The organism is Streptomyces sp. NPDC007875 (assembly GCF_042868035.1).
GTDB classification, from domain to species: Bacteria; Actinomycetota; Actinomycetes; order Streptomycetales; family Streptomycetaceae; genus Streptomyces; species Streptomyces antimycoticus.
Genome location: NZ_JBIADZ010000018.1, coordinates 123,910 through 148,041 on the forward strand (window position 1 = coordinate 123,910; position 24,132 = coordinate 148,041).

The 24,132-nt window shown below is 71.0% G+C and carries 20 protein-coding genes; 9 read left to right on the top strand and 11 right to left on the bottom strand.

The window, feature by feature from the left end:
* Nucleotides 1-96 precede the first annotated feature (96 nt).
* The 3 genes from ACFYOY_RS31605 to ACFYOY_RS31615 all read right to left on the bottom strand — a co-directional run bounded on the left by ACFYOY_RS31605 (nucleotide 97) and on the right by ACFYOY_RS31615 (nucleotide 5,235).
* Complete coding sequence (locus ACFYOY_RS31605) at nucleotides 97-957, bottom strand: HAD family hydrolase (RefSeq protein WP_351882857.1); 861 nt, start codon at nucleotides 955-957, stop codon at nucleotides 97-99.
* Nucleotides 954-3,986: a phosphoribosyltransferase gene (locus ACFYOY_RS31610; RefSeq protein WP_388590893.1), complete on the bottom strand. Its 3,033-nt coding sequence runs from the start codon at nucleotides 3,984-3,986 to the stop codon at nucleotides 954-956. Before ACFYOY_RS31610 ends, ACFYOY_RS31605 begins: the two co-directional genes overlap by 4 nt.
* Nucleotides 3,987-4,047: 61 nt before the next feature.
* Complete coding sequence (locus tag ACFYOY_RS31615) at nucleotides 4,048-5,235, bottom strand: HpcH/HpaI aldolase/citrate lyase family protein (RefSeq protein ID WP_351882855.1); 1,188 nt, start codon at nucleotides 5,233-5,235, stop codon at nucleotides 4,048-4,050.
* A 234-nt stretch (nucleotides 5,236-5,469) separates the two neighbouring features.
* Here ACFYOY_RS31615 and ACFYOY_RS31620 point away from each other — a divergent pair, with 234 nt between their 5' ends.
* Complete coding sequence (locus tag ACFYOY_RS31620; RefSeq protein ID WP_351882853.1) at nucleotides 5,470-6,684, top strand: TerD family protein; 1,215 nt, start codon at nucleotides 5,470-5,472, stop codon at nucleotides 6,682-6,684.
* Nucleotides 6,685-6,774: 90 nt separating this feature from the next.
* Here the strand turns inward: ACFYOY_RS31620 and ACFYOY_RS31625 are convergent, their stop codons facing one another.
* The 6 genes from ACFYOY_RS31625 to ACFYOY_RS31650 form a co-directional block, all read right to left on the bottom strand.
* The gene (locus tag ACFYOY_RS31625) at nucleotides 6,775-7,503 is read right to left on the bottom strand and encodes a Tellurium resistance (RefSeq protein ID WP_137965592.1); all 729 of its coding nucleotides are present in this window, start codon (nucleotides 7,501-7,503) and stop codon (nucleotides 6,775-6,777) included.
* A gap of 177 nt (nucleotides 7,504-7,680) precedes the next feature.
* The gene (locus ACFYOY_RS31630; protein ID WP_351882850.1) at nucleotides 7,681-8,874 is read right to left on the bottom strand and encodes a DUF475 domain-containing protein; all 1,194 of its coding nucleotides are present in this window, start codon (nucleotides 8,872-8,874) and stop codon (nucleotides 7,681-7,683) included.
* Nucleotides 8,875-8,926: 52 nt separating this feature from the next.
* A complete protein-coding gene (locus ACFYOY_RS31635; RefSeq protein WP_059146703.1) occupies nucleotides 8,927-9,502 on the bottom strand; it encodes a TerD family protein in 576 nt (191 codons plus the stop codon).
* A 181-nt stretch (nucleotides 9,503-9,683) separates the two neighbouring features.
* Nucleotides 9,684-10,259 (bottom strand): TerD family protein, encoded by a 576-nt coding sequence (locus ACFYOY_RS31640; RefSeq protein ID WP_009718272.1) that lies wholly within the window; start codon nucleotides 10,257-10,259, stop codon nucleotides 9,684-9,686.
* Nucleotides 10,260-10,359: 100 nt separating this feature from the next.
* Nucleotides 10,360-10,818 (bottom strand): peroxiredoxin, encoded by a 459-nt coding sequence (locus ACFYOY_RS31645; protein WP_059146704.1) that lies wholly within the window; start codon nucleotides 10,816-10,818, stop codon nucleotides 10,360-10,362.
* A 128-nt stretch (nucleotides 10,819-10,946) separates the two neighbouring features.
* Entirely contained in the window at nucleotides 10,947-11,387 is a 441-nt protein-coding gene (locus ACFYOY_RS31650; protein ID WP_014060347.1) for a DUF3052 domain-containing protein, read from the bottom strand.
* Nucleotides 11,388-11,859: 472 nt separating this feature from the next.
* Here ACFYOY_RS31650 and aceE point away from each other — a divergent pair, with 472 nt between their 5' ends.
* Nucleotides 11,860-14,589 carry a pyruvate dehydrogenase (acetyl-transferring), homodimeric type gene (aceE, locus tag ACFYOY_RS31655; protein ID WP_351882847.1) on the top strand — a complete coding sequence of 910 codons (2,730 nt, stop codon included), beginning with the start codon at nucleotides 11,860-11,862 and terminating at the stop codon, nucleotides 14,587-14,589.
* A 672-nt stretch (nucleotides 14,590-15,261) separates the two neighbouring features.
* On the opposite strand, the gene ACFYOY_RS31660 is transcribed toward aceE, so the two are convergent.
* Together ACFYOY_RS31660 and ACFYOY_RS31665 are read right to left on the bottom strand one after the other, a co-directional pair.
* Nucleotides 15,262-15,660, bottom strand: coding sequence for a peptidase inhibitor family I36 protein (locus ACFYOY_RS31660; protein WP_351882845.1), 399 nt, complete (start codon nucleotides 15,658-15,660; stop codon nucleotides 15,262-15,264).
* Nucleotides 15,661-15,787: 127 nt separating this feature from the next.
* Nucleotides 15,788-17,389: an MFS transporter gene (locus tag ACFYOY_RS31665; RefSeq protein WP_388590897.1), complete on the bottom strand. Its 1,602-nt coding sequence runs from the start codon at nucleotides 17,387-17,389 to the stop codon at nucleotides 15,788-15,790.
* Between the two features lie 145 nt (nucleotides 17,390-17,534).
* Between ACFYOY_RS31665 and ACFYOY_RS31670 the strand changes: the two genes are divergently transcribed.
* From ACFYOY_RS31670 to ACFYOY_RS31700, 7 genes are all read left to right on the top strand, one after another.
* Nucleotides 17,535-18,182 (top strand): TetR family transcriptional regulator, encoded by a 648-nt coding sequence (locus ACFYOY_RS31670; RefSeq protein WP_388590899.1) that lies wholly within the window; start codon nucleotides 17,535-17,537, stop codon nucleotides 18,180-18,182.
* 100 nt (nucleotides 18,183-18,282) lie between these two features.
* A complete protein-coding gene (locus ACFYOY_RS31675; protein WP_388590901.1) occupies nucleotides 18,283-19,488 on the top strand; it encodes an alpha/beta hydrolase in 1,206 nt (401 codons plus the stop codon).
* Between the two features lie 85 nt (nucleotides 19,489-19,573).
* Nucleotides 19,574-20,572, top strand: a complete 999-nt coding sequence (locus tag ACFYOY_RS31680; RefSeq protein ID WP_388590903.1) for a DUF4429 domain-containing protein — start codon at nucleotides 19,574-19,576, stop codon at nucleotides 20,570-20,572.
* Nucleotides 20,573-21,949, top strand: coding sequence for a sensor histidine kinase (locus ACFYOY_RS31685; protein WP_351882835.1), 1,377 nt, complete (start codon nucleotides 20,573-20,575; stop codon nucleotides 21,947-21,949).
* A complete protein-coding gene (locus tag ACFYOY_RS31690) occupies nucleotides 21,946-22,623 on the top strand; it encodes a response regulator transcription factor (protein WP_351882833.1) in 678 nt (225 codons plus the stop codon). The genes ACFYOY_RS31685 and ACFYOY_RS31690 overlap by 4 nt, the downstream gene beginning before the upstream one ends.
* A 125-nt stretch (nucleotides 22,624-22,748) precedes the next feature.
* Nucleotides 22,749-23,960 (top strand): alpha/beta hydrolase, encoded by a 1,212-nt coding sequence (locus ACFYOY_RS31695; protein ID WP_351882831.1) that lies wholly within the window; start codon nucleotides 22,749-22,751, stop codon nucleotides 23,958-23,960.
* A 31-nt stretch (nucleotides 23,961-23,991) separates the two neighbouring features.
* Nucleotides 23,992-24,129: a hypothetical protein gene (locus tag ACFYOY_RS31700; protein ID WP_388590906.1), complete on the top strand. Its 138-nt coding sequence runs from the start codon at nucleotides 23,992-23,994 to the stop codon at nucleotides 24,127-24,129.
* Nucleotides 24,130-24,132 lie beyond the last annotated feature (3 nt).

Consider the following 24,132-nt stretch of genomic DNA (forward strand, 5'->3'; position numbering starts at 1 on the left):
CGGGCGATGTCGCACATGCCGACGTGGTGACTGTAACCCGACGTCACGACAGCGCGGGAAGTTCCGAAGGGGGCCCTGGGCGGGTGGCGGGACGGATCAGTCCCGGCCGCGGGAGACGGCGCGGATGACCTGGCTGCGGGCGCGCGCCCAGGTGACGGAGGAGCGTTCGCCCAGGGCGCGGACGATGGCCTCGCCCGCCGCGACGCCCGTCTCCTCGACCACGGTCACCTGAGGCGCCGTCCAGCCGGCGTCGGCCAGCTCGCCGTGGCCGGGGCGCCAGGCGCGGTCGGCCGCGAGCAGCAGATCGGTGTCGAGCAGCGAATCGCCCGCGGCGAGCACCTCGTCCGCTCCGGTGCGGTTCCTGATCTCGGCGACGGCCGCGCTCTTGGTGAGCGGCTTGGGCACGGCGTAGATCTTGCGGCCCTGCAGGGAGACCGTCCAGCCGCGCGGCTCGGCCCACTGCGTGAGCTCCTTGACGTACCCCTGGGGCAGCAGCTCCCGTTCGACCACGAGATAGGCGAACAGCTCCTCGGCCACCCGCTCCTTGAGCAGCCAGGCGGGGTCGGCGGTGGCGCTGAGGTGGGCGCGCACCTCCTCCAGGGGGGCGCAGGCGTCGCCGAGGGCGGTGCGGACCCGCTGGTTCCAGTCGGTGTCGGGCTCGCCGTTCACCAGCAGCTGGCCGCCGTTGGCGCAGATCGCGAAGCGGGGGGCGGGGCCGGGGAGGCGGATGCGGCGGTACTGCTCGACGGTGCGGGTGGTCGTGGGGACGAAGACGGAGGTGCGGACCAGCTCGGCGAGCAGCCCGGCGGCGGTCTCGGTCATGTACGACAGCGGTCGGCCCTCGTACGTCTCGACGCACAGCAGCCGCGGGGCCTCGGCGTCCGGCATGTCGAGGCCGAGCGCGGCCGCGGAGTAGATCAGGGTGCGGTCGAGATCGCTTGCCACCAGGACGCTCATCGTGCGGCCACCGTTCTTTCGTCTCTGTTGGCGATGCCCGCCGTGTTCGCCTCGTGTTCCGTGCCTGTGGTGTCTGTCGTGCCTGCCGTGGTTACTGCTTTTCCGTCGGCGCCGGTGGCGCCCCGGGTGTAGCGCGGGTGGATCAGACCGACGCAGGTGTACGGGAGCCCGTCGATCTCCTCGACCGGCACTCCGCGCTGCTCGGCGAGCAGCCGCACATGGTCCAGGTCGGCGCCCGCGCCGCGCTGGGCGAGGATCTTCCACGGGACGCGGCGCAGCAGCACCCGGGTGGTCTCGCCGACGCCCGGCTTGACGAGGTTGACGTCGTGGATGCCGTACTCCTGGCTGATCCGCTCGACCGCGGCCCATCCCTCCCAGGTGGGGGTGCGGTCGGTGGCCGCGAGCTGCCCGGCGTCGGCCATGGCGGCCTCGGCGACCTCCGCGAAGCGGCCCGAGACGGTGTCGAGGAAGTATCCGGAGACATCGGAGCCGGCGAGTTCGCGGTAGTACTTCGCGCCGTGGAAGTCGTTCGGGCCGACCAGGTCGGCGCGGAGCACGGTGCGCGATATCAGCCCGGAGACGGTCGAGTTGAGACACGCGGAGGGGACGAGGAAGTCGTCCCGGGTGCCGTAGGTGTCCACACAGCGGCCGGGGTCGGCGAGGACCGCGATCCGCGGGTCGAAGTCCGGATACGGGGCGAGGGCGTCCGACAGCTCGCGGGTGATGGCGCCCTTACCGGTCCAGCCGTCGACGAAGACGACGTCGGACGGGTCGTGGTGGTCCGCCAGCCAGCGCAGCGCGGCGGTGTCGATACCGCGGCCGCGCACGATGGAGACCGCGTAGTGCGGGAGATCGAGCCCATGGGCGTGATGCGCCCAGCGTCGCATCAGCACCCCGACGGGCGTACCGGCGCGGGCCAGCGAGACGAGGACGGGGCGCGGGGAGCGCTCGGCGAGCACGGTCTCGGTGACCGCGCCGACGGCGCGGGCGATCCGGGCGGCGGAGGCGTCGAGGGCGGCCCGGAAGAGCTCCTGGTAGCGCTCGTTCGGCTGGTACTCCACGGGCAGCGACTCGGCGTAGTGCGCGCCCCCGCTCTGGATCGCCTCCTCCCGCTCCTCGGTGGGCGCCTCGAGGGTGACGTGGGAGAAGTCCTGGAGCAGCCAGCCGACCTCTTCGGGCGCGTAGGACGAGAAGTCCGGTCCGCGCAGGGGCTCGTACGACGGTTGGTGCATGGGCGGAGCCTGTCGTTCGGGGGCGGTGCGGGGGGCGGGTGGGGTCTGGGGGCGGTACGCCGGCACCACGGCCAGGACCAGCCGGTCCGTGTGCGCGCTCAGCGCGGCGAGCAGCCCGCCGGGGGCGTGCAGCGCGGGCGTGTCGGCGGTCGAGTCGACGACGGCGACGACAGCGTCGAAGCGGCGGTCCGGATCGGCACCGGGCGCCACGTTGTAGGCGTAGCGCGGCCCGGGGCCGTCGGCGGGCTCGTCGTGCGCGGGGAAGGTCAGCCGGGTGCGGATGGCGTACCCGGGGTCGTCCACGGCGAGCACGGGTGAGCGGGTGGTCGTCGAATACCGCACTTCGGCGCCGTCGAGGACGTCGTCGAGCGCCTTCGCGATACGCAGCGGCGCGTACATCAGCTCCTCGAACCCGAGGACGAGGACGCGGCGGGAGGAGGGGCGGGGCGGCCGGGGCCGGTCGGTGGCACCAGCGCCACCGCCGCCCGGCCCGCCCGGGGCGGCCGGAGCGGGTGCGGTCCGGCACGGGGCCGCGACGGGGTTGTCGGCTGGCGCGGCGGTGTCGTTGGCGGGCGCCGCGGTGCGGCCTCCGGGGGACGCGGGGGCGCCGTCGGCGGGCGGGGTCGGGTCGTCCGGCGCCTTCGGCAGCGCGTTCGCGAGGTTCGGCGCCTGCGCCAGCGCGTTCGCGAGGCGGGTGGCCATGGTGGGGAGTGTCGCTTCCAGGCGGGCGCGGTGGGCGGGGGTGAAGCCGTGGCGGCCGCCGTCCGGGAGCCCTTCGGGCCAGCCGAGGTCCACGCGGGTCACCGCCGGGCCTGCGTCGAGGGTGGCGCCTGCCGGGGGTGCCGTGGGGGCGGCACCTGCCGGGGGTGCCGTGGGGGCGGGCGCGCCCTCGTGGTCCGGGGCGGCCGCCTCGTGTGCGGCCACCAGCTTCGCGCCGCGCTCCAGGACGTCGTCGGGGAGGTGCACCGCTCCGGCCGCGGCGGCGACCAGGTCGACGCGGGCGCCGAGGTCGGCCGCGAAGGCGTCCAGGCGGGCGCGGTCCTCGGGCGAGCGCATGTCCACCAACGCGACCACCACATAGTGGTCGCGGGGGAAGCGGCGGTGGAGGGCGGCGATGGTGTTCAGGACCGTACGGCCCGTGGAGAACTCGTCGTCCACGAGGACCAGGGGGCCCGTCGAGGCCAGGAGCCCCGGGTCCTCGGGGAGCAGCAGATGGGAGGTGGCGTGGCTGTGCTCCTCCTCGAAGCCGCCCACCGTGGCGACGCCCGGGACCGGGCGGCGGGTGGAGTGAAGGTAGGGGGCGAGGGCGAGACCGTCGGCGACGCTGTGGCCGAGCCCGGTGGCGGTCTCCGCGTACCCGAGCACCACCGAGCGCGCCGCCGCCTCGTCGCCCAGCAGCTCACGCACCCGGCGGCCGAGCCGCACGCCCGCACCGTGGACGATGGCGGGGCGCTGCGGGACATGCTTGCCGAGCACGTTGGAGACCAACAGATGCGCCCGCTTGGGGTTGCGCCGCAGGGCGAGCCCCAGCAGCTCACGCAGCTCGGCGCCGCCGTCGCCGCCCTGGCCGCTGGCGTCGTTGCCGGCCTGGCCGCTGTCGTTCCGGCCGCTGACGCCGTTCCCGCTGCTGACGCGGTCGCCGCCCTGACCGCTGACGCCCTCGCCGCCCCGCGCGTCGCCGCCCCGGCCGCCGTCGCCCTCGCCCTCGCGGAGCGCCTCGGCGCCCCAGCCGCCGTCCAGCCGTACTCCCAGCCGGTCCGCGACCCACTGTCCCGACCACACCTTGCCCACGCTCACGCCGCCCTGCGCCTCGTTTCCATCGTCGCTCGTCCGGGGTCCGTCCCGGACCCGGTTCGCTCTACGTCCGCAGGCTTGCCGCCAGCAGTTCCACGAAGCTCACATCCTCCCGGGCCACCCCGAAGACCTCCGCGCGCCGCAGGGTCCGCTCGGCCCACGCCCGGTGCGGCTTCACCTCGTTCATTTTGTTGGTGTACGAGGAACGCAGCACCCCGCCCCCGCAGCGCTGGGGCTCCAGGATGTCCACCGCGTCGCTGAACTCCTCGTGGCTGACGACGGACAGGGCGTGCACGGGGGCCACATGGGTGGGGTGGATGCAGGTTTTGCCCTGCAGACCGTTGGCCCGGTCCAGTTCGATCTCGCGCAGCAGCCCGTCCATGTGGTGCTCGATCAGCGCGGTGCGCAGGGATTCGGCGCGGCCGCTGCTGAAGGGGCTGATCCGTAGCTGCGGTTTGAACATCCGCTCATGGGGCTTGAAGTACTCCCACACCGGTCCGGTGATCGTGAAGCCCGTGCCGTCGGCCCGGCCCAGCATGTTCACCACGTCCGCGATCACGGACGCGATGAGCTGGACGTCGTAGGCGGTCATGTCCGGCGCCCTGCGCAGCCCGTACGCCGAGCACAGATCGGTGACCCCGAGGCGCAGCGCCAGCACCCGCTCGCGGTACTTGTCGACAATCCGGCTGATGCCGCTCAAGGTGTCGGTGCGCGTCTCGCGGTGCATCAGCTCGGGCGATTCGAGGACCGGCATCGCGAAGAGCCGTCGTCCGCCCAATGCCTCGGTCACCTGGGCGTTTTCGGCCGACATCAGCGCCTCGAGGAAGGCCCCGCCGCGCTCCTCGGTGAACTTCGGCAGTACGAATCCGGACAGCAGCCGCACCCCCGCTCCGAGCCGGGTGAGGAGATCGACGATCTGCTCGGGGGTGCGGACCCGGATGAAGAGCAGCGGCAGCGGGGTGCCGGGGCCGAGCCCGGACAGCTCCGCGAACTGCCGTATGAGGTTCTCCTCCGCCCCCGGCACCTCGGCGTCGTCAATGGAGTCCTCCAGGCACAGCACCATGGACACCACGCCGCGACCTGCCTGTTTGACGATGTCCTCGGCGAGGTTGAGCCGGGTCGCCGGGCAGTACAGGGTCGCGCCGAGCGCGACGGCCAGCGTCCGGGCGGGCGAGTCCACGCTGAATTCACCGGGCTCCTGATGAAAGACGCTCGCCCGCACCTCATCCGTCAGATGTCCGAAATGCCGCATCTAACTCCCCGTACTGCCGGTACGCCGCCTCGGCCACACTGACCCGCGGTTGGCCGATAATCGTACGTGCGGCCCTGGGTCAAAAGTTCCCCAAGGGCGTGAAAATCACGTAACCCATGTGCGTCCGCGTGGTGTCCGGCATACCCGCCCCGCCGCCCCGTACCACCTCCCCGCCACCACTCGCCCCGCACCCTGCGTTGTCCCAGCACCCACTGGGAAGGCAGGATTGCCGCCATGACGCAGGCGATGCTGAAGGGATCGAACATCCCGCTGGAGGCCACGGCCATACGCGCGGTGTTGCGCTGGACCCCCGGCACGGACGTACCCGACGTGGACGCCTCGGCGCTGCTGCTGGACGCGGACGACCGGGTGCGCTCGGACGAGGACTTCGTCTTCTACAACCAGCCGAACCACCCCTCGGGGCTGGTCCGGCATCTCCCCAAGAAGCCGAACCAGGGCGCGCTGACGGACACCATCGAGGCCGAGTTCTCCGGGCTGGAGCCCGGAGTGCGCCGGGTGGTGCTCGCCGCGTCCGCCGACGGCGGCACCTTCGGACAGGTGAGGGATCTGAGCCTGCTGCTCTACGACGCCTCGTCCGGTGCGCCGCGCGAGGCGGACGCCGAGCCGATCGCGATCTTCGCGGTGCTGCCGGAGACCGGTAAGGAGGCCGCGCTGATCTGCGGTGAGCTCTACCGGCGCGGCGACGCCTGGAAGTTCCGGGCCCTGGGGCAGGGCTATGAGACGGGGCTGGTCGGGCTGGCCACGCAGTACGGGATCTCGGTGGAGGACGGCGAGGCCGCGGGCGGCTCGGACGGCGACGGAGCCGCGGCCCCGGCCGGGCCGGAAGGCGGCGCCACCCCGGAGCCCCCGGCCACCCCCGCCCCCGAGCCTCTGACCGCTGCCGCTCCGGAGCCCCTGGCCGCCGCCCCCGAGCCTCTGGCCGCCCCCGAGCCCCCGGCCACCGCGACACCCGCGGCGCCCCCGTCCGCCGCCACCCACGCACCCCCAGCGGCCCCCGGCACGCCGCCCCCGTCGTCGTCCGATGCGCCGACCCGGCCCCACTCCCCGTCCCCGGCGTACGGCTACCCGCACGCGGCGTCGCCCGACCCCTGGGACCCGCACCGCACCCAGCCCATGCAGCCCCCCACGGCACACGGCGACAGCGGCTTCGGCTATGTGCCGCCGCAGGCCCCGCCCCAGCCGCCGCAGGCCCCGGCCGCGGGGTATCCGCAGCAGCCCGGCCAGCCCCCGGCGCAGCCCGGCTACGGCTATCCGCCCCAGCAGCCGACGTACTCGACGTACGGCTATCCGCAGCCGCCCGCGTACGGCTATCCGCAGCAGGTGCAGCCGACGGGGCCGGTGTCGCCGCCCCCGCTGCCGATCCCCGTCCAGGTGCCGGACCCGCACTTCGTCCTGCCGCCGCAGGGGCCGCAGTTCCAGAACAGATAGCCCCAGAACAGATAGCTCCGGAACGGACGGGGCGCAGGGCCCGGGACGGGCGGGTCACACCGTGACCCGGCCGCACCGCGGGCAGGCCGGTCACACCTTGGACTTGTAGCCCCGGCCCCACTGGAGGCCCCATCCGTACAGCCGGTCCAGCTCCGCCTGGAAGCCGTAGACGTACTTCACCTCGCGGCGGACCATCATCTCGCCCTTGACGTTCTCGATCAGCACGACGGCGCAGGAGCGGGCCTGCGGGGCCCGCTCGTCGAGCGCGATCTCCACCCGCGGCCCATTGCTCGGATAGAGCGTGACCAGGCCGTGGGTGCGATCGAAGGCGGGGGTGCCGTCGTAGATGTAGACGAAGACGAGCAGTCGCTTGATGTCGTCCTTGTGGTCCATGTTGACGTAGACCGTCTCGCCGGATCCGGAGCCGAACCGGTCGTCCCCGCTGAGCTTGACGTACGGCGCCTCGTTGAGATTGCCGAAGAATTCCCCGAGCGGCTGCACCACACCCTTGGAGCCGCTCTTCAGCTCGTACATCACCGCGAGGTCGAGGTCGACATTGACCATCGCGGGCCCCTGCGCCTGCACCGGCTCGGGCTTGAACATCCGCAGCGGGTGGCGCAACGAGCCGCGCCCCGCCCTGCTGTTGAAGTCCGAGGTGCGCATCTGCCAGGAGAGATTGATCCGCAGATTGCCGCTGGCGGCCCCCTGCTTGGTCAGCGAGATCGTCGATTGCCGCTTGGTCAGCTCGACCACACCGGACGCGTCGCCGCTCTCGAACTCACGCCACGCGGACCGTCCCCAGTTGCTCCAGAACGCCATGGTGCGCACCCCCACCCTTCGTGGCTCCGCTGCCTCAAAGCCGATCAACTGCCGCGGGGCGGCCGGGAGGTCGGAAGACCTCGGCCGCCCCGCTCAGAGCGTTCCTCAAACGCCGCCGCGTCACACTCCCGGAGGTCGGACTCCGGAGGTGACTTCGGTCGGGCTCGGACTCCGGACTCAGACTCCGGAGGTGACTTCCGTCTTGGTTTCCGAGCCCTCGCCCTCGGCCGCCACCCGGCGGTTGCGCACGACCGAGGACCAGTACGAGGCGGCGATCAGCACCACGCCCACCAGGCCGGTGATGACCTCGTTGATCTCGTACTTGATCGTGACCAGCAGGATGGCGGCGAGCGCGCCGATCGCGTAGTGCGCGCCGTGCTCCAGGTAGACGTAGTCGTCCAGGGTGCCCCTGCGGACCAGGAAGACGGTCAGCGACCGGATGTACATGGCGCCGATGCCCAGACCCAGCGCCATCTCGAAGATGTCGTTGGTGACCGCGAAGGCGCCGATGACCCCGTCGAAGGAGAACGACGCGTCGATGACCTCGAGGTAGAGGAACAGGAAGAACGCGGCCTTGCCGGCGAGGCCGGCCACCGAGGCACCGCTGGAGCCACGGCCGCCGCTGCCGTTGAGCTGGGCGTTCGCGGCACTCTTGGCGTCCTCGCCGTCCTCGTCCGCACCCTTGGCCTCGTCGGCCTCGTCGTCGTCTTCCTCCTCCTCTTCGAGCTTGTCCTCGAAGTAGCTGGAGATGCCGCCGACGATCAAGTACGTGACCAGTCCGGCGACCCCGGCCAACAGGACGGTGGCGCTCTTGTCACCGCCGCCGTGGGCCACGTCGGTGGCCACGGTGGTGGCGGAGATCAGCAGCACGACCAGGGCGACCACGACTGAGAACGTGTCCAGCCGGCCCAGCTTGGCGAGCGGCTTCTCCAGCCACCCCAGCCACCTGATGTCCCGGTCCTCGAAGATGAAGTCGAGGAAGATCATCAGCAGGAAGATCCCGCCGAAGGCCGCGATAGCCGGATGCGCCGCCGTGACCAGGTGCTCGTACTTGTCCTTGTCGTTGATCGCGAGATCGACGGCCTCGATGGGACTCAGCTTCGCCGTGATGGCGACGATGATCACCGGGAAGACCAGACGCATGCCGAAGACAGCGATCAGAATGCCGACCGTCAGGAAGATCTTCTGCCAGAAGGCGTTCATCTTGCGCAGAATGCCCGCGTTGATGACCGCGTTGTCGAATGAGAGCGAAATCTCCAGGATCGAGAGGATCCCGACGATCGCGAGCCCCTTCCACCCCCAGAGGACGCCGGCCAAGGCCAGACCGATCACCGTAACGGCGAACGACCAACCAAAGGTTTTGAGGAGCACTGCCAACCCATTCCTTCGTCGTAAGGTCTCCCCCGCGCGCTGTTACGCGGCTTTACGAAACGTTGACTCCGAAGTCTAGAGCGATGCCGCGCAGACCCGACGCGTACCCCTGCCCCACGGCCCTGAACTTCCACTCGCCCCCATAGCGATAGACCTCGCCAAAGATCATCGCGGTCTCGCCGGAGGCGTCCTCGGAGAGGTCGTAGCGGGCCAGCTCCTGGCCGTCCGCCTGGTTCACCACCCGGATGAAGGCGTTGCTCACCTGCCCGAACGTCTGGCGCCTGGTATCGGCGTCATGGATCGAGACCGGGAAGACGATCTTGTCGACCTCGGCCGGGACCTTGACCAGATCGATCAGCAGGGACTCGTCGTCGCCCTCGCCCTCACCGGTGAGGTTGTCGCCGGTGTGCTCGACGGAGCCCTCGGGGCTCTTGAGGTTGTTGTAGAAGATGAAGTACTCATCGCCGAGCACCCGCCCCGACTGGCACAGCAGCGCGCTGGCGTCGAGGTCGAACGGCGCTCCGGTGGTGGAGCGCGCGTCCCAGCCCAGGCCGATGAGCACGTGCGTGAGATTCGGAGCGGCTTTGGAGAGGGAGACATTGCCCCCCTTGGCGAGTGTGACGCCCATGATGCTGATTCCTCCCCGGGTGGTGCGTGGGTGATGCGCGTCCGGCGCCGCACCCCTGCCTCTGGGGCGCGGGGGTGCGGCGCCGGAATGGCCTCGCGCGGAGGCCGCATGCGGCCTCGTACGGGCCCCTGAACAGCCTTGGACGGCCTGTGAAGGCCCTCGACGGCGCTCGACGGCTCGCTCAGACGTTGACGCCGAAGTCCTGCGCGATACCGCGCAGGCCCGAGGCGTACCCCTGGCCGATGGCGCGGAACTTCCACTCCGCCCCGTTCCGGTACAGCTCACCGAAGACCATGGCGGTCTCGGTCGAGGCGTCCTCGGAGAGGTCGTAGCGGGCCAGCTCATTGCCGTCGGCCTGGTTCACCACACGGATGAAGGCGTTGCGCACCTGGCCGAAGCTCTGCTGCCGGGTCTCGGCGTCGTAGATCGACACCGGGAAGACGATCTTGGCGACATCGGCGGGGACGCCCGCCAGGTTCACCTTGATCTGCTCATCGTCGCCCTCGCCCTCACCGGTGATGTTGTCACCGGTGTGCTCCACGGAGCCGTCGGGGCTCTTGAGGTTGTTGAAGAAGACGAAGTTCTGGTCGTTGCCGACCTTGCCCTCGGCGTTGGTCAGCAGGGCGCTGGCGTCGAGGTCGAAGTCAGTGCCCGTGGTGGTGCGGGCGTCCCAGCCCAGACCCACGACCACCGCGGTCAGGTTCGGGGCTTCCTTGGTCAGCGAGACATTGCCGCCCTTGCTGAGGCTGACTCCCACGAGTCCTCCCAAAAAGGTTCGTCAGGAGCACTGCGTGCCCCTTCATCAAAGGTTTCCCATCAGGATCAACGCGTCGATCCTAGTGAGCGGTTCCCAGCCGCTACAGGGTTTCGAGGGCCTTGACGTAGTCGTTCAGGTCCCGGGCGTCGGGCAGACCGTTGACGATCGTCCAGCGCACCACGCCCTCCTTGTCGATCACGAAGGTGCCGCGCACCGCGCAGCCCTTGTCCTCGTCGAAGACGCCGTAGGCGCGGCTGGTCTCGCCGTGCGGCCAGAAGTCCGACAGCAGCGGGTACTCCAGCCCCTCCTGCTCGGCGAAGACCCGCAGGCTGAAGGGCGAGTCGTTGGAGACCGCCAGGAGCTGGACCTCGTCGTTGACGAACGTCGGCAGCTCGTCGCGGAGCGCGCACAGCTCGCCGGTGCAGACGCCGGTGAAGGCGAACGGATAGAAGAGCAGCACGACGTTCTTCTCGCCCCGGAAGTCGGAGAGCCTGACCGACTCGCCGTGCTGGTTCTTCAGCTGAAAGTCGGGGGCCTTCGCGCCGACCTCTATCGCCATGGGGACATCCCTTCGCTCACGTTCGGAAGATCACGTTCGAATGATCATGTGGTGCGCGTCCACCCTACGTGCAGAGCCCCCCTCCGAAAGGGAACGGAGGGGGGCTCTGAGGTGTGGATCCGCCGGCCTCAGCGCTTGCCGCTGCGAGCGGCCTTCGGCGTGACCAGACGGCTGCCCGTCCAGTCCTTGCCCGCGTTGAAGCTCTTGGTCTGGGACAGGCCCGCGGTGGTCGCAGCCTCATTGATGTCGCTCGGCTCGACATAGCCGTCACGGCCGGTCTTGGGCGTCAGCAGCCAGACCGGTGCGCCGTCGTCGATCATCTGGATGGCGTCCACCAGCGCGTCCGTCAGATCGCCGTCGTCCTCTCGGAACCACAGCACAACGGCATCGGCCACATCGTCGTACTCCTCGTCGACGAGCTCCTGGCCGGTGATCTCCTCGATGGACTCGCGGAGCTCCTGGTCGACATCGTCGTCGTAGCCGATCTCCTGGACCACCTGTTCGGGCTGAAAACCCAGCCTCGCGGCAGGGTTGGTCCGCTCCTCCGCGTGGTCCGCGGTCGCGCTCACGGATTGCCTCCTGTCATCTTGCATTCACTCTTCGAGTCTGTGGGGCCCCGCGCGCGTACGCGAGGGCTTGGGCGTAGTCCACACGGGCCGGGCGGATCGCGCAAGTACCCGGCCAGCGATCCCGCCCAAACGTTGACGTGTCGCCGCAACTCCCATCATGGAGGAACGACACGCAACGGCGCGCGGCCGACCGGATTGCCCGAGGATGTCCGGCTTACGTGTGTGTCTAGCCACCCTACGCCGCCCCGGCGCCGAACGGCCGTACGCAGACGACCCCGGTCGTGGGCGTAAGGTTGCGATTCGGCCGTCGCACGCCGAACGGCCGCCGGAGCGCCCGTCTCACCTGGTGATGGTTACCACTCGGTAGAGGTGACGTATCCCGTACCCGAGGTACACGATGGAGAACGGCGCTACAGCAGCAGAGCACGAATCCATGTGCGTGCACAGCACGACCGAAAAGCGAAGGAATAGCGTGGCTTCCGGATCCGATCGCAACCCGATCATCATTGGCGGCCTTCCCAGCCAGGTCCCGGACTTCGATCCCGAAGAGACCCAGGAATGGCTCGACTCGCTCGACGCAGCCGTCGATGAGCGAGGCCGGGAACGTGCCCGCTACCTGATGCTTCGCCTGATCGAGCGCGCCCGCGAGAAGCGTGTCGCCGTGCCCGAGATGCGCAGCACGGACTACGTCAACACCATCGCCACCAAGAGCGAGCCGTTCTTCCCCGGCAACGAGGAGATCGAGCGCAAGGTCCTCAACGCGACCCGCTGGAACGCGGCGGTGATGGTCTCCCGGGCCCAGCGTCCGGGGATCGGGGTCGGTGGTCACATCGCCACCTTCGCCTCGTCCGCTTCGCTGTACGACGTGGGCTTCAACCACTTCTTCCGCGGCAAGGACCACGACAGTGGCGACCAGATCTTCTTCCAGGGCCATGCCTCCCCCGGCATCTACGCCCGGGCCTTCCTGCTGGACCGCCTGACCGAGGACCATCTGGACGGATTCCGTCAGGAGAAGTCCAAGCTCGGTCACGCACTGTCCAGCTATCCGCACCCGCGGTCGATGCCGGACTTCTGGGAGTTCCCCACGGTCTCCATGGGCCTGGGCCCGCTCGGCGCGATCTTCCAGGCGCGGATGAACCGCTATATGGAGGCACGCGGCGTCGCCGACACCTCCAACTCCCACGTCTGGGCGTTCCTGGGCGACGGCGAGATGGACGAGCCGGAGTCGCTCGGTCAGCTCTCCCTGGCCGCGCGCGAGGGCCTGGACAACCTGACCTTCGTGGTCAACTGCAACCTGCAGCGGCTCGACGGCCCGGTGCGCGGCAACGGCAAGATCATCCAGGAGCTGGAGTCGCAGTTCCGCGGCGCCGGCTGGAATGTGATCAAGCTGGTGTGGGACCGCACCTGGGACCCGCTGCTGGCGCAGGACCGGGACGGGATCCTGGTCAACAAGCTGAACACCACGCCGGACGGTCAGTTCCAGACGTACGCGACCGAGACCGGTGGCTACATCCGCGAGCACTTCTTCGGCGAGGACCAGCGGCTGCGCAAGATGGTCGAGGGCATGACCGACGACCAGATCCTGCACCTGGGCCGCGGCGGCCACGACCACAAGAAGATCTACGCGGCGTACGCGGCGGCCAAGGCCCACAAGGGCCAGCCGACGGTGATCCTCGCGCAGACCGTCAAGGGCTGGACGCTCGGCCCGAACTTCGAGGGCCGCAACGCGACCCACCAGATGAAGAAGCTGACGGTCGACGACCTCAAGCGCTTCCGCGACCGGCTGCACCTGCCGATCCCGGACCAGGAGCTGGAGTCCGGCCTGCCGCCGTACTACCACCCGGGCCGGGACTCGGAAGAGATCCAGTACATGCACGACCGCCGCAAGGCGCTGGGCGGCTACGCGCCGACCCGTGTCGTGCGCGCCAAGCCGCTGCAGCTGCCGGGCGACAAGACCTACGCCGCGCTCAAGAAGGGCACCGGCCAGCAGTCGATCGCCACCACCATGGCGTTCGTGCGGCTGCTGAAGGACCTGATGCGGGACAAGGAGATCGGCAAGCGGTTCGTGCCGATCGCGCCCGACGAGTACCGCACGTTCGGCATGGACTCGCTCTTCCCCTCGGCGAAGATCTACTCCCCGCTGGGCCAGACCTACGAGTCGGTCGACCGTGAGCTGCTGCTGGCCTACAAGGAGTCGCCGACCGGACAGATGCTGCACGACGGCATCTCCGAGGCGGGCTGTACGGCCTCGCTGATCGCGGCGGGCTCCGCGTACGCCACGCATGGCGAGCCGCTGATCCCGGTCTACGTCTTCTACTCGATGTTCGGCTTCCAGCGCACCGGCGACCAGTTCTGGCAGATGGCCGACCAGCTAGCGCGCGGCTTCGTCCTGGGCGCGACCGCCGGTCGTACGACCCTGACCGGTGAGGGTCTGCAGCACGCGGACGGCCACTCCCAGCTCCTGGCCTCGACCAACCCGGCGGTCGTCGCGTACGACCCGGCGTACGGCTTCGAGATCGCGCATATCGTCCAGGACGGTCTGCGCCGGATGTACGGCGAGAACAGTGAGGACGTCTTCTACTACCTCACCGTCTACAACGAGCCGATCCAGCACCCGGCCGAGCCGGAGAACGTGGACCGCGAGGGCATCCTCAAGGGCCTCTACCGCTACCGGCAGGGCGAGAAGGGCGCCGTGCCGGCGCAGATCCTCGCCTCCGGTGTCGCGGTGCCGTGGGCCATCGAGGCCCAGCGCATCCTCGCCGAGGACTGGAACGTCAAGGCGGACGTCTGGTCGGCCACCTCCTGGAACGAGCTGCGCCGCGACGCCGTCGAGGCGGAGGAGCACAACCTGCTCCACCCGGAGGAGGAGCAGCGCGTTCCGTACGTCACCCGGAAGCTGGCGGACGCGGAGGGCCCGAAGGTGGCCGTCTCCGACTGGATGCGCGCGGTTCCCGACCAGATCGCGCGCTGGGTGCCCGGCACGTACCAGTCCCTGGGCGCGGACGGCTTCGGCTTCGCCGACACGCGTGGCGCCGCGCGGCGCTTCTTCCACATCGACGCCGAGTCGATCGTGCTCGGCGTGCTGACGGAACTGGCCCGTGACGGCAAAATCGACCGCTCCGCCCTGAAGCAGGCGATCGACCGCTACCAGCTGCTCGACGTAGCCGCGGCCGACCCGGGCCCGGCGGGCGGCGACGCGTAGCCGTCTGCGACGGCAGTGACCCCGACGCGGGGGCGGGCTGGTTTCCCAGCCCGCCCCCGCGTTTTCGTGTACCCCGCCGCCCCGGGCGGACAGGGCGGTTGAGCGCGGGGGCGGAGCCCCCGCACCCCACCCGGGTCAGGGGCTCCGCCCGCACCCCCGGCCCCAGGGGCTCCGCCGAACCTCGGCCTCGGAGCCCGGCCTGGCACTCCGGCCGGACCCCGCGGGCGGCAGAGCCGCACCGGGGTGGCCGCCCGACGGACGGCGATGGTGACCACCCACCGCCGTCCGCACGACGCGTGAACACACACCCGAACGGCACCCGGTGTCCAGGGCGAAGCCCCTGGTTCGGGAAGGGGCGGGTAGGCACCCGGGCCCCGGACCGACGCCCAGCGGCCGCGCTAGGACAACCCACCCGACCGGCGTCAGGCGAGGCCCCGGGGCAGCGGAGCCCCACCCGATCGCGGCCCGCCCCAACGGACAACGGCCGGACCACCCACCGCCGTCCGCACGACGCGTGAACACACACCCGAACGGCACCCGGGGTCCAGGGGCGAAGCCCCTGGTTCGGGAAGGGGCGGGTGGGGGAAACACCCGGACCCCGGAGCGGCGCGCGTCCGTCTGACCGGCATCTGGCGAAGGCTGCGGCGGGATCCGGTGCGGGCACCTGCCAGGTCAGCGTTCCCAGATTTTGAAGGCCCGTACCTGGTACGGGGTTTCGGGGGCCCAGGAACCCGTGGGGTAGGTGCGGAACTCGGCCGTCTCCGCGCACTCGCCGCTCTGATACGCCGTCACCGGACGGCCCGTCCGGTTCGCCAGCGAGGCCGCGGTCGTGCCGGACGGCAGGGGGACACAGCTTTCGATGTCGACGCCGGCCAGTTCATGGGTCTGGCGCGCCCCCGTGAATCCGCCGCTCCGCCACAGGCACAACTGACCGGCGGCGCAGTTCCCCAGGCGCGGTGGCCCGGCGACGGCCCGGGCCGTCGCGGCCGTCGCGGCCGGGGCGAGGGTGGCCGCGAGAGTGGCGGTGAGGGCCAGAGCCGAAACGGCGGCGGCCGTAGTGATCTTGCGCATAAACGCTTTCGCTCCCCGTGTGGAAACTGTGGAAAGAACAGAACGGGAGCCAGCGTGTCCGCCGGCTCCCGTTCGCCACCATGGGGTCGATCAAGCTCCACCCTGATAGGGGGTTGACCGCGAGGGGTCAGATGTGGACGCTCCCGCCGGCCGCCTCCGCGTTCTCGCCGCGCTTGGTGAAGCCCGCGACCAGCGCCGCGACCACCGAGACGACAGCGGCCACGGTGAAGGCGAGGCCCATCCCTGACACGAAGGTGTCATGCGCGACGGCCGTGATCTTCCCCGCGATCTCCGGCGGAGTGCTCTTGGTGACTGGGGCGATGCCGACCTCGACGGCGTCCGACGCCTTGGACTCCGCACCCTTGGGCATCGGCGGCAGCCCGGCGTCGGCCCACTTCTGCGGCAGCGTGTTGTCCACCCTGCCCGCCATGACCGCGCCCAGGACGGCCGTGCCGAGGCTGCCGCCGACCTGCATCGCGGCCTGCTGGAGGCCGCCGGCGACACCGGCGTGCTGGATCGGGGCGTTGCCGACGATGACCTCGGTGGCGCCGACCATCACCGGGCCGAGGCCCAGGCCCAGCAGGGCGAACCAGATGGACATCTCGAAGCCGCCGCTGTTCACGTCCAGCCGGGAGAGGCCGAACATCGAGACGGCGGTGATCACCATGGAGGTCACCAGCGGCATCCGCGGCCCGAACTTGGTGATCAGCGCACCGGCCAGCGGCGAGGCGACGATCATCATCGCGGTGAGCGGCAGCAGCCGCAGCCCGCTGTCGACGGGGCTCAGCCCGTGCACGTTCTGCAGATAGAAGGTGACGAAGAACAACCCGCCCATGAAGCCGAAGGCCATCAGCACCATCAGCACGGTGCCCGCGCTCAGTGCCACCGAACGGAACATGCTGAGCGGCAGCAGCGGCTCCCGCGTCCGGCTCTCCCAGAAGACGAAGACGACGAAGCAGACCACCGACAGGCCCAGGAAGAGCAGCGTGCGCTGGTCGGTCCAGTGCCAGTCGGCGGCGTTGATCAGCGCCCAGATGAGGCAGAACATCGCGCCCGACAGCAGCACGATGCCGGGGAGGTCGAAGGAGCGCGGGGCCTTCTCGGCGCGGTGGTCGACCAGCAGCAGCAGCCCGAGGACCAGTGCCAGCACGCCGACGGGCGCGTTGATGAAGAAGACCGACTGCCAGTTGACGTGCTCGACGAGCAGCCCGCCGACGATGGGTCCGGCGGCGGTGGAGGCGCCGATCACCGCGCCCCAGATGCCGATCGCCATGTTGAGCTTCTCGGCGGGGAAGGTGGCGCGCAGCAGTCCGAGCGCCGCGGGCATCAGCAGCGCGCCGCACAGGCCCTGCAGCACCCGGAACACCACGACGAGCGACACCTCGCCGGAGAAGCCGATGGCGGCCGAGGAGATGGCGAAGCCGATGACGCCGATCAGGAAGGTCTGGCGGTGGCCGAAGCGGTCACCCAGCTTGCCCGCCGTGATCAGCGCGACGGCGAGGGCCAGCAGATAGCCGTTGGTGATCCACTGCACATCGGCGAGCGAGGCGCCGAGGTCCTTCTGGATGGCCGGGTTGGCGATCGCGACGATCGTGCCGTCGAGGGCGACCATCGTCACGCCGAGGGCGACGGTGAGGAGCGTCAGCCATGGATGACCCCGAAGCCCCTTCGGGGGATCGGTTATGGGAGGTTCCGGCGCCGAATCGGCGACGGTGGTCGAAGAGGTCATAACCGGAGGCTAATGTCAGCCTCTGACAATTGACAAACCGATTCATCCGCCGGTAACTGACGTTTGCGTCACAGGTATCCTGAGCAGCCGCAACGCGGCCCCGAGCCGACAGAAAGCGAGCCGATAGGTGACAACGGACGAGGCAGTGGCGGACACGACGACGCCACCACCGCCCGGGCTGCGCGAGCGCAAGAAGCAGCGGACGCGGAACGCCCTGGTGCGCTCCGCGCTGGAGTTGTTCACCCGTCAGGGATACGAGCACACGACGGTCGACGAGATCGCCGAGGCGGTCGAGGTCTCCCAGCGCACCTTCTTCCGGTACTTCGCCAACAAGGAGGAGGTCGCCTTCGCCAGCCAGGAGTCGGCCGAGTGCCACTTCTTCGCCGCCCTGTGCGGACGCCCCGCGGACGAGGCACCACTGGCGGCACTGCGCGGTGCGGTGCTCGACGCCTGGGGGAGCATCGGGGACGCGATCGAGCAGATGGTGCCGCCCGAGCTCCATATGCGGATGTACCGGGTGATCGAGTCGACGCCGAGCCTGCTCGCCGTGCATCTGCGGCGCACCGCCGAGATGGAGGAGCGGCTGGCGAGCGAGATCGCCCGCCGCGAGGGGCTGGACATCGACGCCGACCCGCGGCCGCGGCTGGTGGTCGCGATGTTCAGCGGAGTGATCCGGGTGTCCGGGAAGCTGTGGGGCGAGGGCGAGGAGGACAGCATGGTCACGTTGCGAGACCTCACCGCGTTCCATCTTGATTACGTGGGCCCCACCCTTGCCGAACAATGGGATAAATAGCATCAATTCCGACATAGCTCCCAAGGATTCCCGCTGTCAAACGTGAGATGAATCACGGCATTTGGCACCTGGCACCACCCGTCTCCTAGGGTGTGCCGCGGTGACTTCCTTCTCGGAGCTCGGCTCCCCCTCCCCCGGTTCCACCGCTTGGCGCGCCCTGCTCGCGCTGGCGGTGGTGTTCGTTCTCCTCGCCACCACCGGGTGGACGGCCGTACGGAGCCACCGAGGAGCCCCGGACGCGCTCTCCGCGTCGATCAGCGCCTGGCGCCACGGATCGCTCGGCGGCCGCGCGCTGCCCGATCCGTACGGCTCGCCGCGCGCCCTCGGCCGCTGGTTCGACTCGCTCACCAAGGCCCAGACCGACCGCCTGGTGCGGCGCTATCCGCTGGCCGTGGGCAATCTCAACGGCGCGCCGGTGGCCCTGCGGTTCCGGGCCAACCGCGTCGCCCTGACCCAGGCGCGCGCCGATGAGCGCAAGCGGATGCACGACGCCCGGCTCACGCCGATGGGCCGCTCGGACGCGACCCGCCGGATGAACCGCTACCAGGACCTGCTGGGCACCGGGCGGCAGATCCTCTCCTTCGATCCGTCGGGCGCCGGGCGGGCCGCCGAGGTCTTCGGCGACCTCGCCCACGCCAACCGGGTCTCGATCGTGGTGCCGGGTGTGGACACCGACATCCTGACCTTCCAGAAGTCCGGACGCCCGTACACCGCCACGGTCGGGATGGCCCACGCGCTCTACGAGAACGAGCGGGCCGACGCCCCGGACGCCAAGACCGCCGTCATCGCCTGGGCCGACTACACCTCCCCGGCCGGGATCGGCATGGACGCGGCCACCGGCAAGCTGGCCGCCCAGGGCGCGGTGCGGCTGCGCGCGCTGGTCGACGCGCTGCCCGCGCTCTCCCGGGTCTCGCTGATGTGCCACAGCTACGGCTCGGTGGTGTGCGGGGTCGCCGCCCGCGATCTGCCGCCCAAGGTCACCGATATCGCGGTGGCCGGCAGCCCCGGAATGCGCGCCGACCACGTCTCCGACCTGGGCACCAGCGCCCGGGTGTGGGCGATGCGGGACTCCGGCGACTGGATCGGGGACATTCCGCATCTGGAGGTCGGCGGGCTCGGCCATGGCGCGGACCCGGTCTCCTCGGGCTTCGGCGCCCGGCTGCTGTCCGCGGACGGGGCGGATGGACACGCCGGATACTTCGAACCGGGCACGACCAGCCTGGACAACTTCGCGCGGGTGGGAATCGGTGCTGTCCAGTCCGTGAGCTGCGGCGACGGCGACGACTGCACCGCGGGGCTACGCTGACGGCCGGCGCAAACACCGGAAACTCTAGTGACGCGCGTAGCCTCAAAGGGGGACGGGCGGGCCACCGCCGCATACGATGAGCCGCATGGGTGATGTGCTGGCCGGTTTTCAGACCGTCTGGGAGTTCGACACCGACTCCATGCTCATCCGCTTCGAACGGGGGATCCGCACGCCGAAGCTGCTCCAGGCGCTCGGCGAACGCCGCATCCCCTTCGAGGCGCTGTCCGGAGTGGAGCTCGCTGTCGGCAAACGGGGAACGGTGGTGCTGCGCGCCGTGCCCAGACCAGGCGCCGACCCCCTGATGGACGCCGCCGACGGCCAGCTCAAGGAGGCGTACGACCCGTACCGCCTGGTGCTGCCGGCCGAGCGGGAGACGCTCGCCGACTACTACGCCGAGCGGATACGCGAGTCCCTCTGCCCGGACGCGGACGTCCCCGCCGAGGCGCATCTGGTGACCGTGCCCCCGGCACCGCTGTCCTTCAAGGCGTACGACGGCAAGGCGTCCTTCGACGGCAAGGCGATCTCCTTCCGCTGGTTCTGGACCGGCGCCTCCTCGGAGAAGTGGAAGGTCGGGGACCAGCGGTTCCGGATCGACGAGCTGACCGGTGTGGAGTGGCGGTCCCCGGAGAGCCGGGGCTCGGCGGGCACCGCCCCCAAGGACAGCTCCGCCAAAGGCACTTCGGCCAAAGGCGGTTCCGCCAAGGACGGCACGGCCAGGAACGGCACCGGCAAACCCGCCCCCAAGGGCGGTGGCCACGGCTATCTGCGGCTGCTGCGGCGCTCCGCCGAGGACCAGCCCGCCGGCCGCCCCGACCAGGACCCGGCGGCCGTCGTCTTCGGGATGGGCTACGGCCTCGTCCACCAGTCGCTGCCGTTCGCCGCTGCCGTCCTGGAGGCGATACGGGCCTCCTCCCCGGTGCCGTGCGCCGAGGGCGCCCCGTCCTCGAACCGGGCCGGGGCCCCGCGCCGCGACCCCGCGGACATCGCCGAGCGCATCCGTCATCTGGGCGAGCTGCATACGGCCGGGCTGCTGACCGACGACGAGTTCAGCGCGAAGAAGGCCGAGCTGCTGGCGGAGCTGTAAGTGTCCGGTCCCTCCTCCGCACCGGCCGGCGCGGCCGCCGGCCCGGCGTCCACCGCCGCCTCCTCCACCGCGCACGAGAGCCTGCCCAAGGCCGCCCGACGGCAGGCGGGCGGCCTCGCCCGGGCCCTGGTCACCCCCAGCTACCCGGCGACACCGCTGTTCGCCCAGTCGCCCCGGCGCTGGCTGCGCCGGGTGCCGTACGGCGTGGCGATGATCCTCACCACGATCCTGGTCCCCACCTCCGCCCAAGTCCTCTCCACCGACTACGGGGTGGGCGGCGGCGTGGCCACGCTGATCGGCATCGCCCAGAGCACCCCGCTGCTGCTGTCCGTCACCCGTCCCCTGCAGGCGTGGTGGATCGTCTTCCTCTCCGACATCGTCTGCGCCCTGGTGGTGCTCAGCACCGCCGACCACCTCGAGAACCGGGTGTGGCCCTGGCTGCCGGGCCCCATCATCGGCTATCTCTTCCTGCTGCTCGCCCTCGCGCTGCGCGAACCGCGCCGCACCCTGGTGGCGGTGTGGCTGGTCACCGGCACCGCCGGACTCTCGCTCGGCATGGCCTTCCCGGACAAGAGCAACGGCAGCAATGTGGTGCTGTTCGTGCTCAGCGGAGTGGTGCTGCTGGTCGCCGGGGCGCTGCGGGAGCGCGGCGACGCCCAGCGGCGGCTGGCCGAGCAGGAGACGATCAGCGAGGCCGAACGGGCCCATCGCACCCTGCTGGAGGAGCGCACCCGGATCGCCCGCGAGCTGCACGACGTGGTCGCCCACCACATGTCCGTGATCACCGTGCAGGCCGACAGCGCCCCGTACCGGATCGGCGGTCTGCCGTCCGAGGCGGAGCGGGAGTTCTCCACCATCGCCGCCACCGCCCGGGAGTCCCTCGCCGAAATGCGGCGGCTGCTGGGCGTGTTGCGCAGCGAGGAGACCCGCGGTGAGCGGGCGCCGCAGCCTGGGCTGCGGCAGGTGCCACAGCTGGTCGAGGCGACGGTACGGGCCGGCATACCCACCACGCTGACCATCGCGGACGAGGTGGCCGGGCTCGAACCGCTGCCGCAGGCCGTGGGTTTGTCCGCGTACCGCATCGTGCAGGAGGCGCTGGCCAATGTGGTGCGGCACGCGCCGGGCGCCGCCACCCGAGTGGCCATCTCGGCGGCCGAGGACCGCTCGGCGCTGACCCTGCTGGTGGTCAACGGCCCGCCGGTCAGCGCGCCCACCAAGCCCCTGGAGACCAGCGGCACCGGCCATGGCCTCGTCGGCATGGTCGAACGCGTACGGCTCGTCGGCGGCATGCTCGACACCGGCCCGCTCCCCGACGGCGGCTTCCGCGTCGCGGCCCGGCTTCCCCTGGTAGACCTCGAAGAGACGGACCCGTCATGACCATCAAGGTGATCATCGTCGACGACCAGGCGATGGTGCGGGCCGGGTTCGCCGCCCTGCTCGCCGCGCAGAGCGATATCGACGTCGTCGGCGAGGCGCCCGACGGGCGGGAGGGCGTGGAGGTCAGCCGGCGCGCCCACCCCGATGTGGTGCTGATGGACGTCCGGATGCCCGAGATGGACGGGCTCGAGGCGGCCCGGCAGCTCCTGGACCCGCCGCGCGGGGTCATCCACCGGCCCAAGGTCCTGATGCTCACCACCTTCGATGTGGACGACTACGTCTACGAGGCGCTGCGCGCCGGGGCCAGCGGCTTTCTGCTCAAGGACGCCCCACCGGCCGATCTGATCTCCGCGGTCCGGGTGGTCGCGGCGGGCGAGGCGCTGCTCGCCCCGTCCGTCACCCGCCGGCTGATCGCCGACTTCGCCCGCCAGCGCCCCGCCCCGCGCCGAGACGGCCCGGCCGCGCGGCGCAGCGGGCTGACACCGCGTGAGACCGAGGTGCTGGAGCTGATCGCGCGGGGCCTGTCCAACCAGGAGATCGCCGAGTCGCTGGTGCTCGCGGAGCAGACGGTGAAGACGCATATCGGCCGGGTGCTGGCCAAGCTGGGGCTCCGCGACCGCGCCCAGGCGGTGATCTTCGCTTACGAATCGGGCCTGGTGACGCCGGGTCACTGACCTGGGCCGGGCCGCGACCCCCTACTGGGGTATGACATCCCACTTGGTACCGGGGGTTGACGTACCGCCACCCGACGGCTCTCTACCTTTCCCTCCGTCACCGACGGAAGAGGGAAACCCCGGCCATGTCCCAGACGCTACGCACCAGGCACTACGCGCGACGCCTGATCACCGCGGCGCTCACCATCACCGTCATGGCGGGGACGGCAGGCTGGACCGTGGCCCACGAGGAGCAGGCCATCACCGGCCCGCCGCCCGGCACCGCCGCATGGCTGTCGGACCATTCGCTGGGCGGGGCGGGGCGCGAGCTGCCCGATCCGGCCACGACCTCGCCCGCCGAGATCGCCCGGTTCTTCGGCCGGCTCACCGACGTCCAGCGAAAGGCGCTGGTCATCCGGCATCCCGAGGTGGTGGGCAATCTGGACGGCGCACCGCTGAGCCTGCGGTACGAGGCCAACTCCCGGGCGATCCGGGCCGCCTGGCACAAGGAGCGGACGGCCGACCCCGGGAGCCCGCTCGTCGAGCGGTACGCGGCGCTGCTCGCACCGGGCCGCCAGATCCTCGCCTTCGATCCGCGCGGGCGCGGCCAAGTGGCCGAGGTGTACGGGGACTTGGCGACGGCCCGGCGCACGGCCGTGATCGTGCCGGGCTCGGACATCGACCTGAACGCCTTCGACCGCACGGGCGACCCGTACGGCGCCCCGGCCGGGATGGCGCGGTCGCTGCGGGCGCAGATGGCGAAGGACGCGCCCGCCACCCCGGCCGCCGTCATCGCCTGGGTCGGCTACACGACCCCGGTCGGGCTGGGCCCGGACGCCGCCACCAGCCGGCTGGCCAGGGCGGGCGCGCCCCGTCTGGACCGGTTCCTGGCGGGGCTCGCCGTGACCACCGCGGCCACCGCCGACGCCCCGCCCGCCGTCTTCTGCCACAGCTACGGCTCGGTGGTCTGCGGGCTGGCCGCGTCCGCGATGGACCGCGCCCGCGTCTCCGACCTGGTGGTGCTGGGCAGCCCGGGGATGCGCGCGGACAGCGCCGACGGCCTGCAGACCGGGGCCCGGGTCTGGGCGGCGCGGGACCGCACCGACTGGATCCGGCGGGTGACCGGCTATGACTTCCTGGGCCTGGGCCACGGCGACGACCCGACCGATCCGTCCTTCGGCGCCCGGGTGGTCTCCTCCGAGAGCGCCCAGGGCCACACCGGCTACTTCGCGCCGGGGACCGACTCGCTGCGCAACTTCTCGCGGATCGCGCTCGGGGACTTCGACGATGTGCGATGCGCCGAGGAGGACGGCGGCAGTCCGGGCACGGGGCCGGACTGCCGCCAAGGTCTCATCTGAGCGCGGCCATCGCGCACGGACCACGCTGTGCGTGTATCTCTTGGACCGGACCGGACCGGACCGCCCGGACGAGGGCGCGGGCGAGGCGACGGGCGCGACCCGCCGGGCGGCGGCGACGCGCCGGACCCACCAGGCGTGCTGCGACGCGCCGCCGAACCCGCGCCGCTGAGCC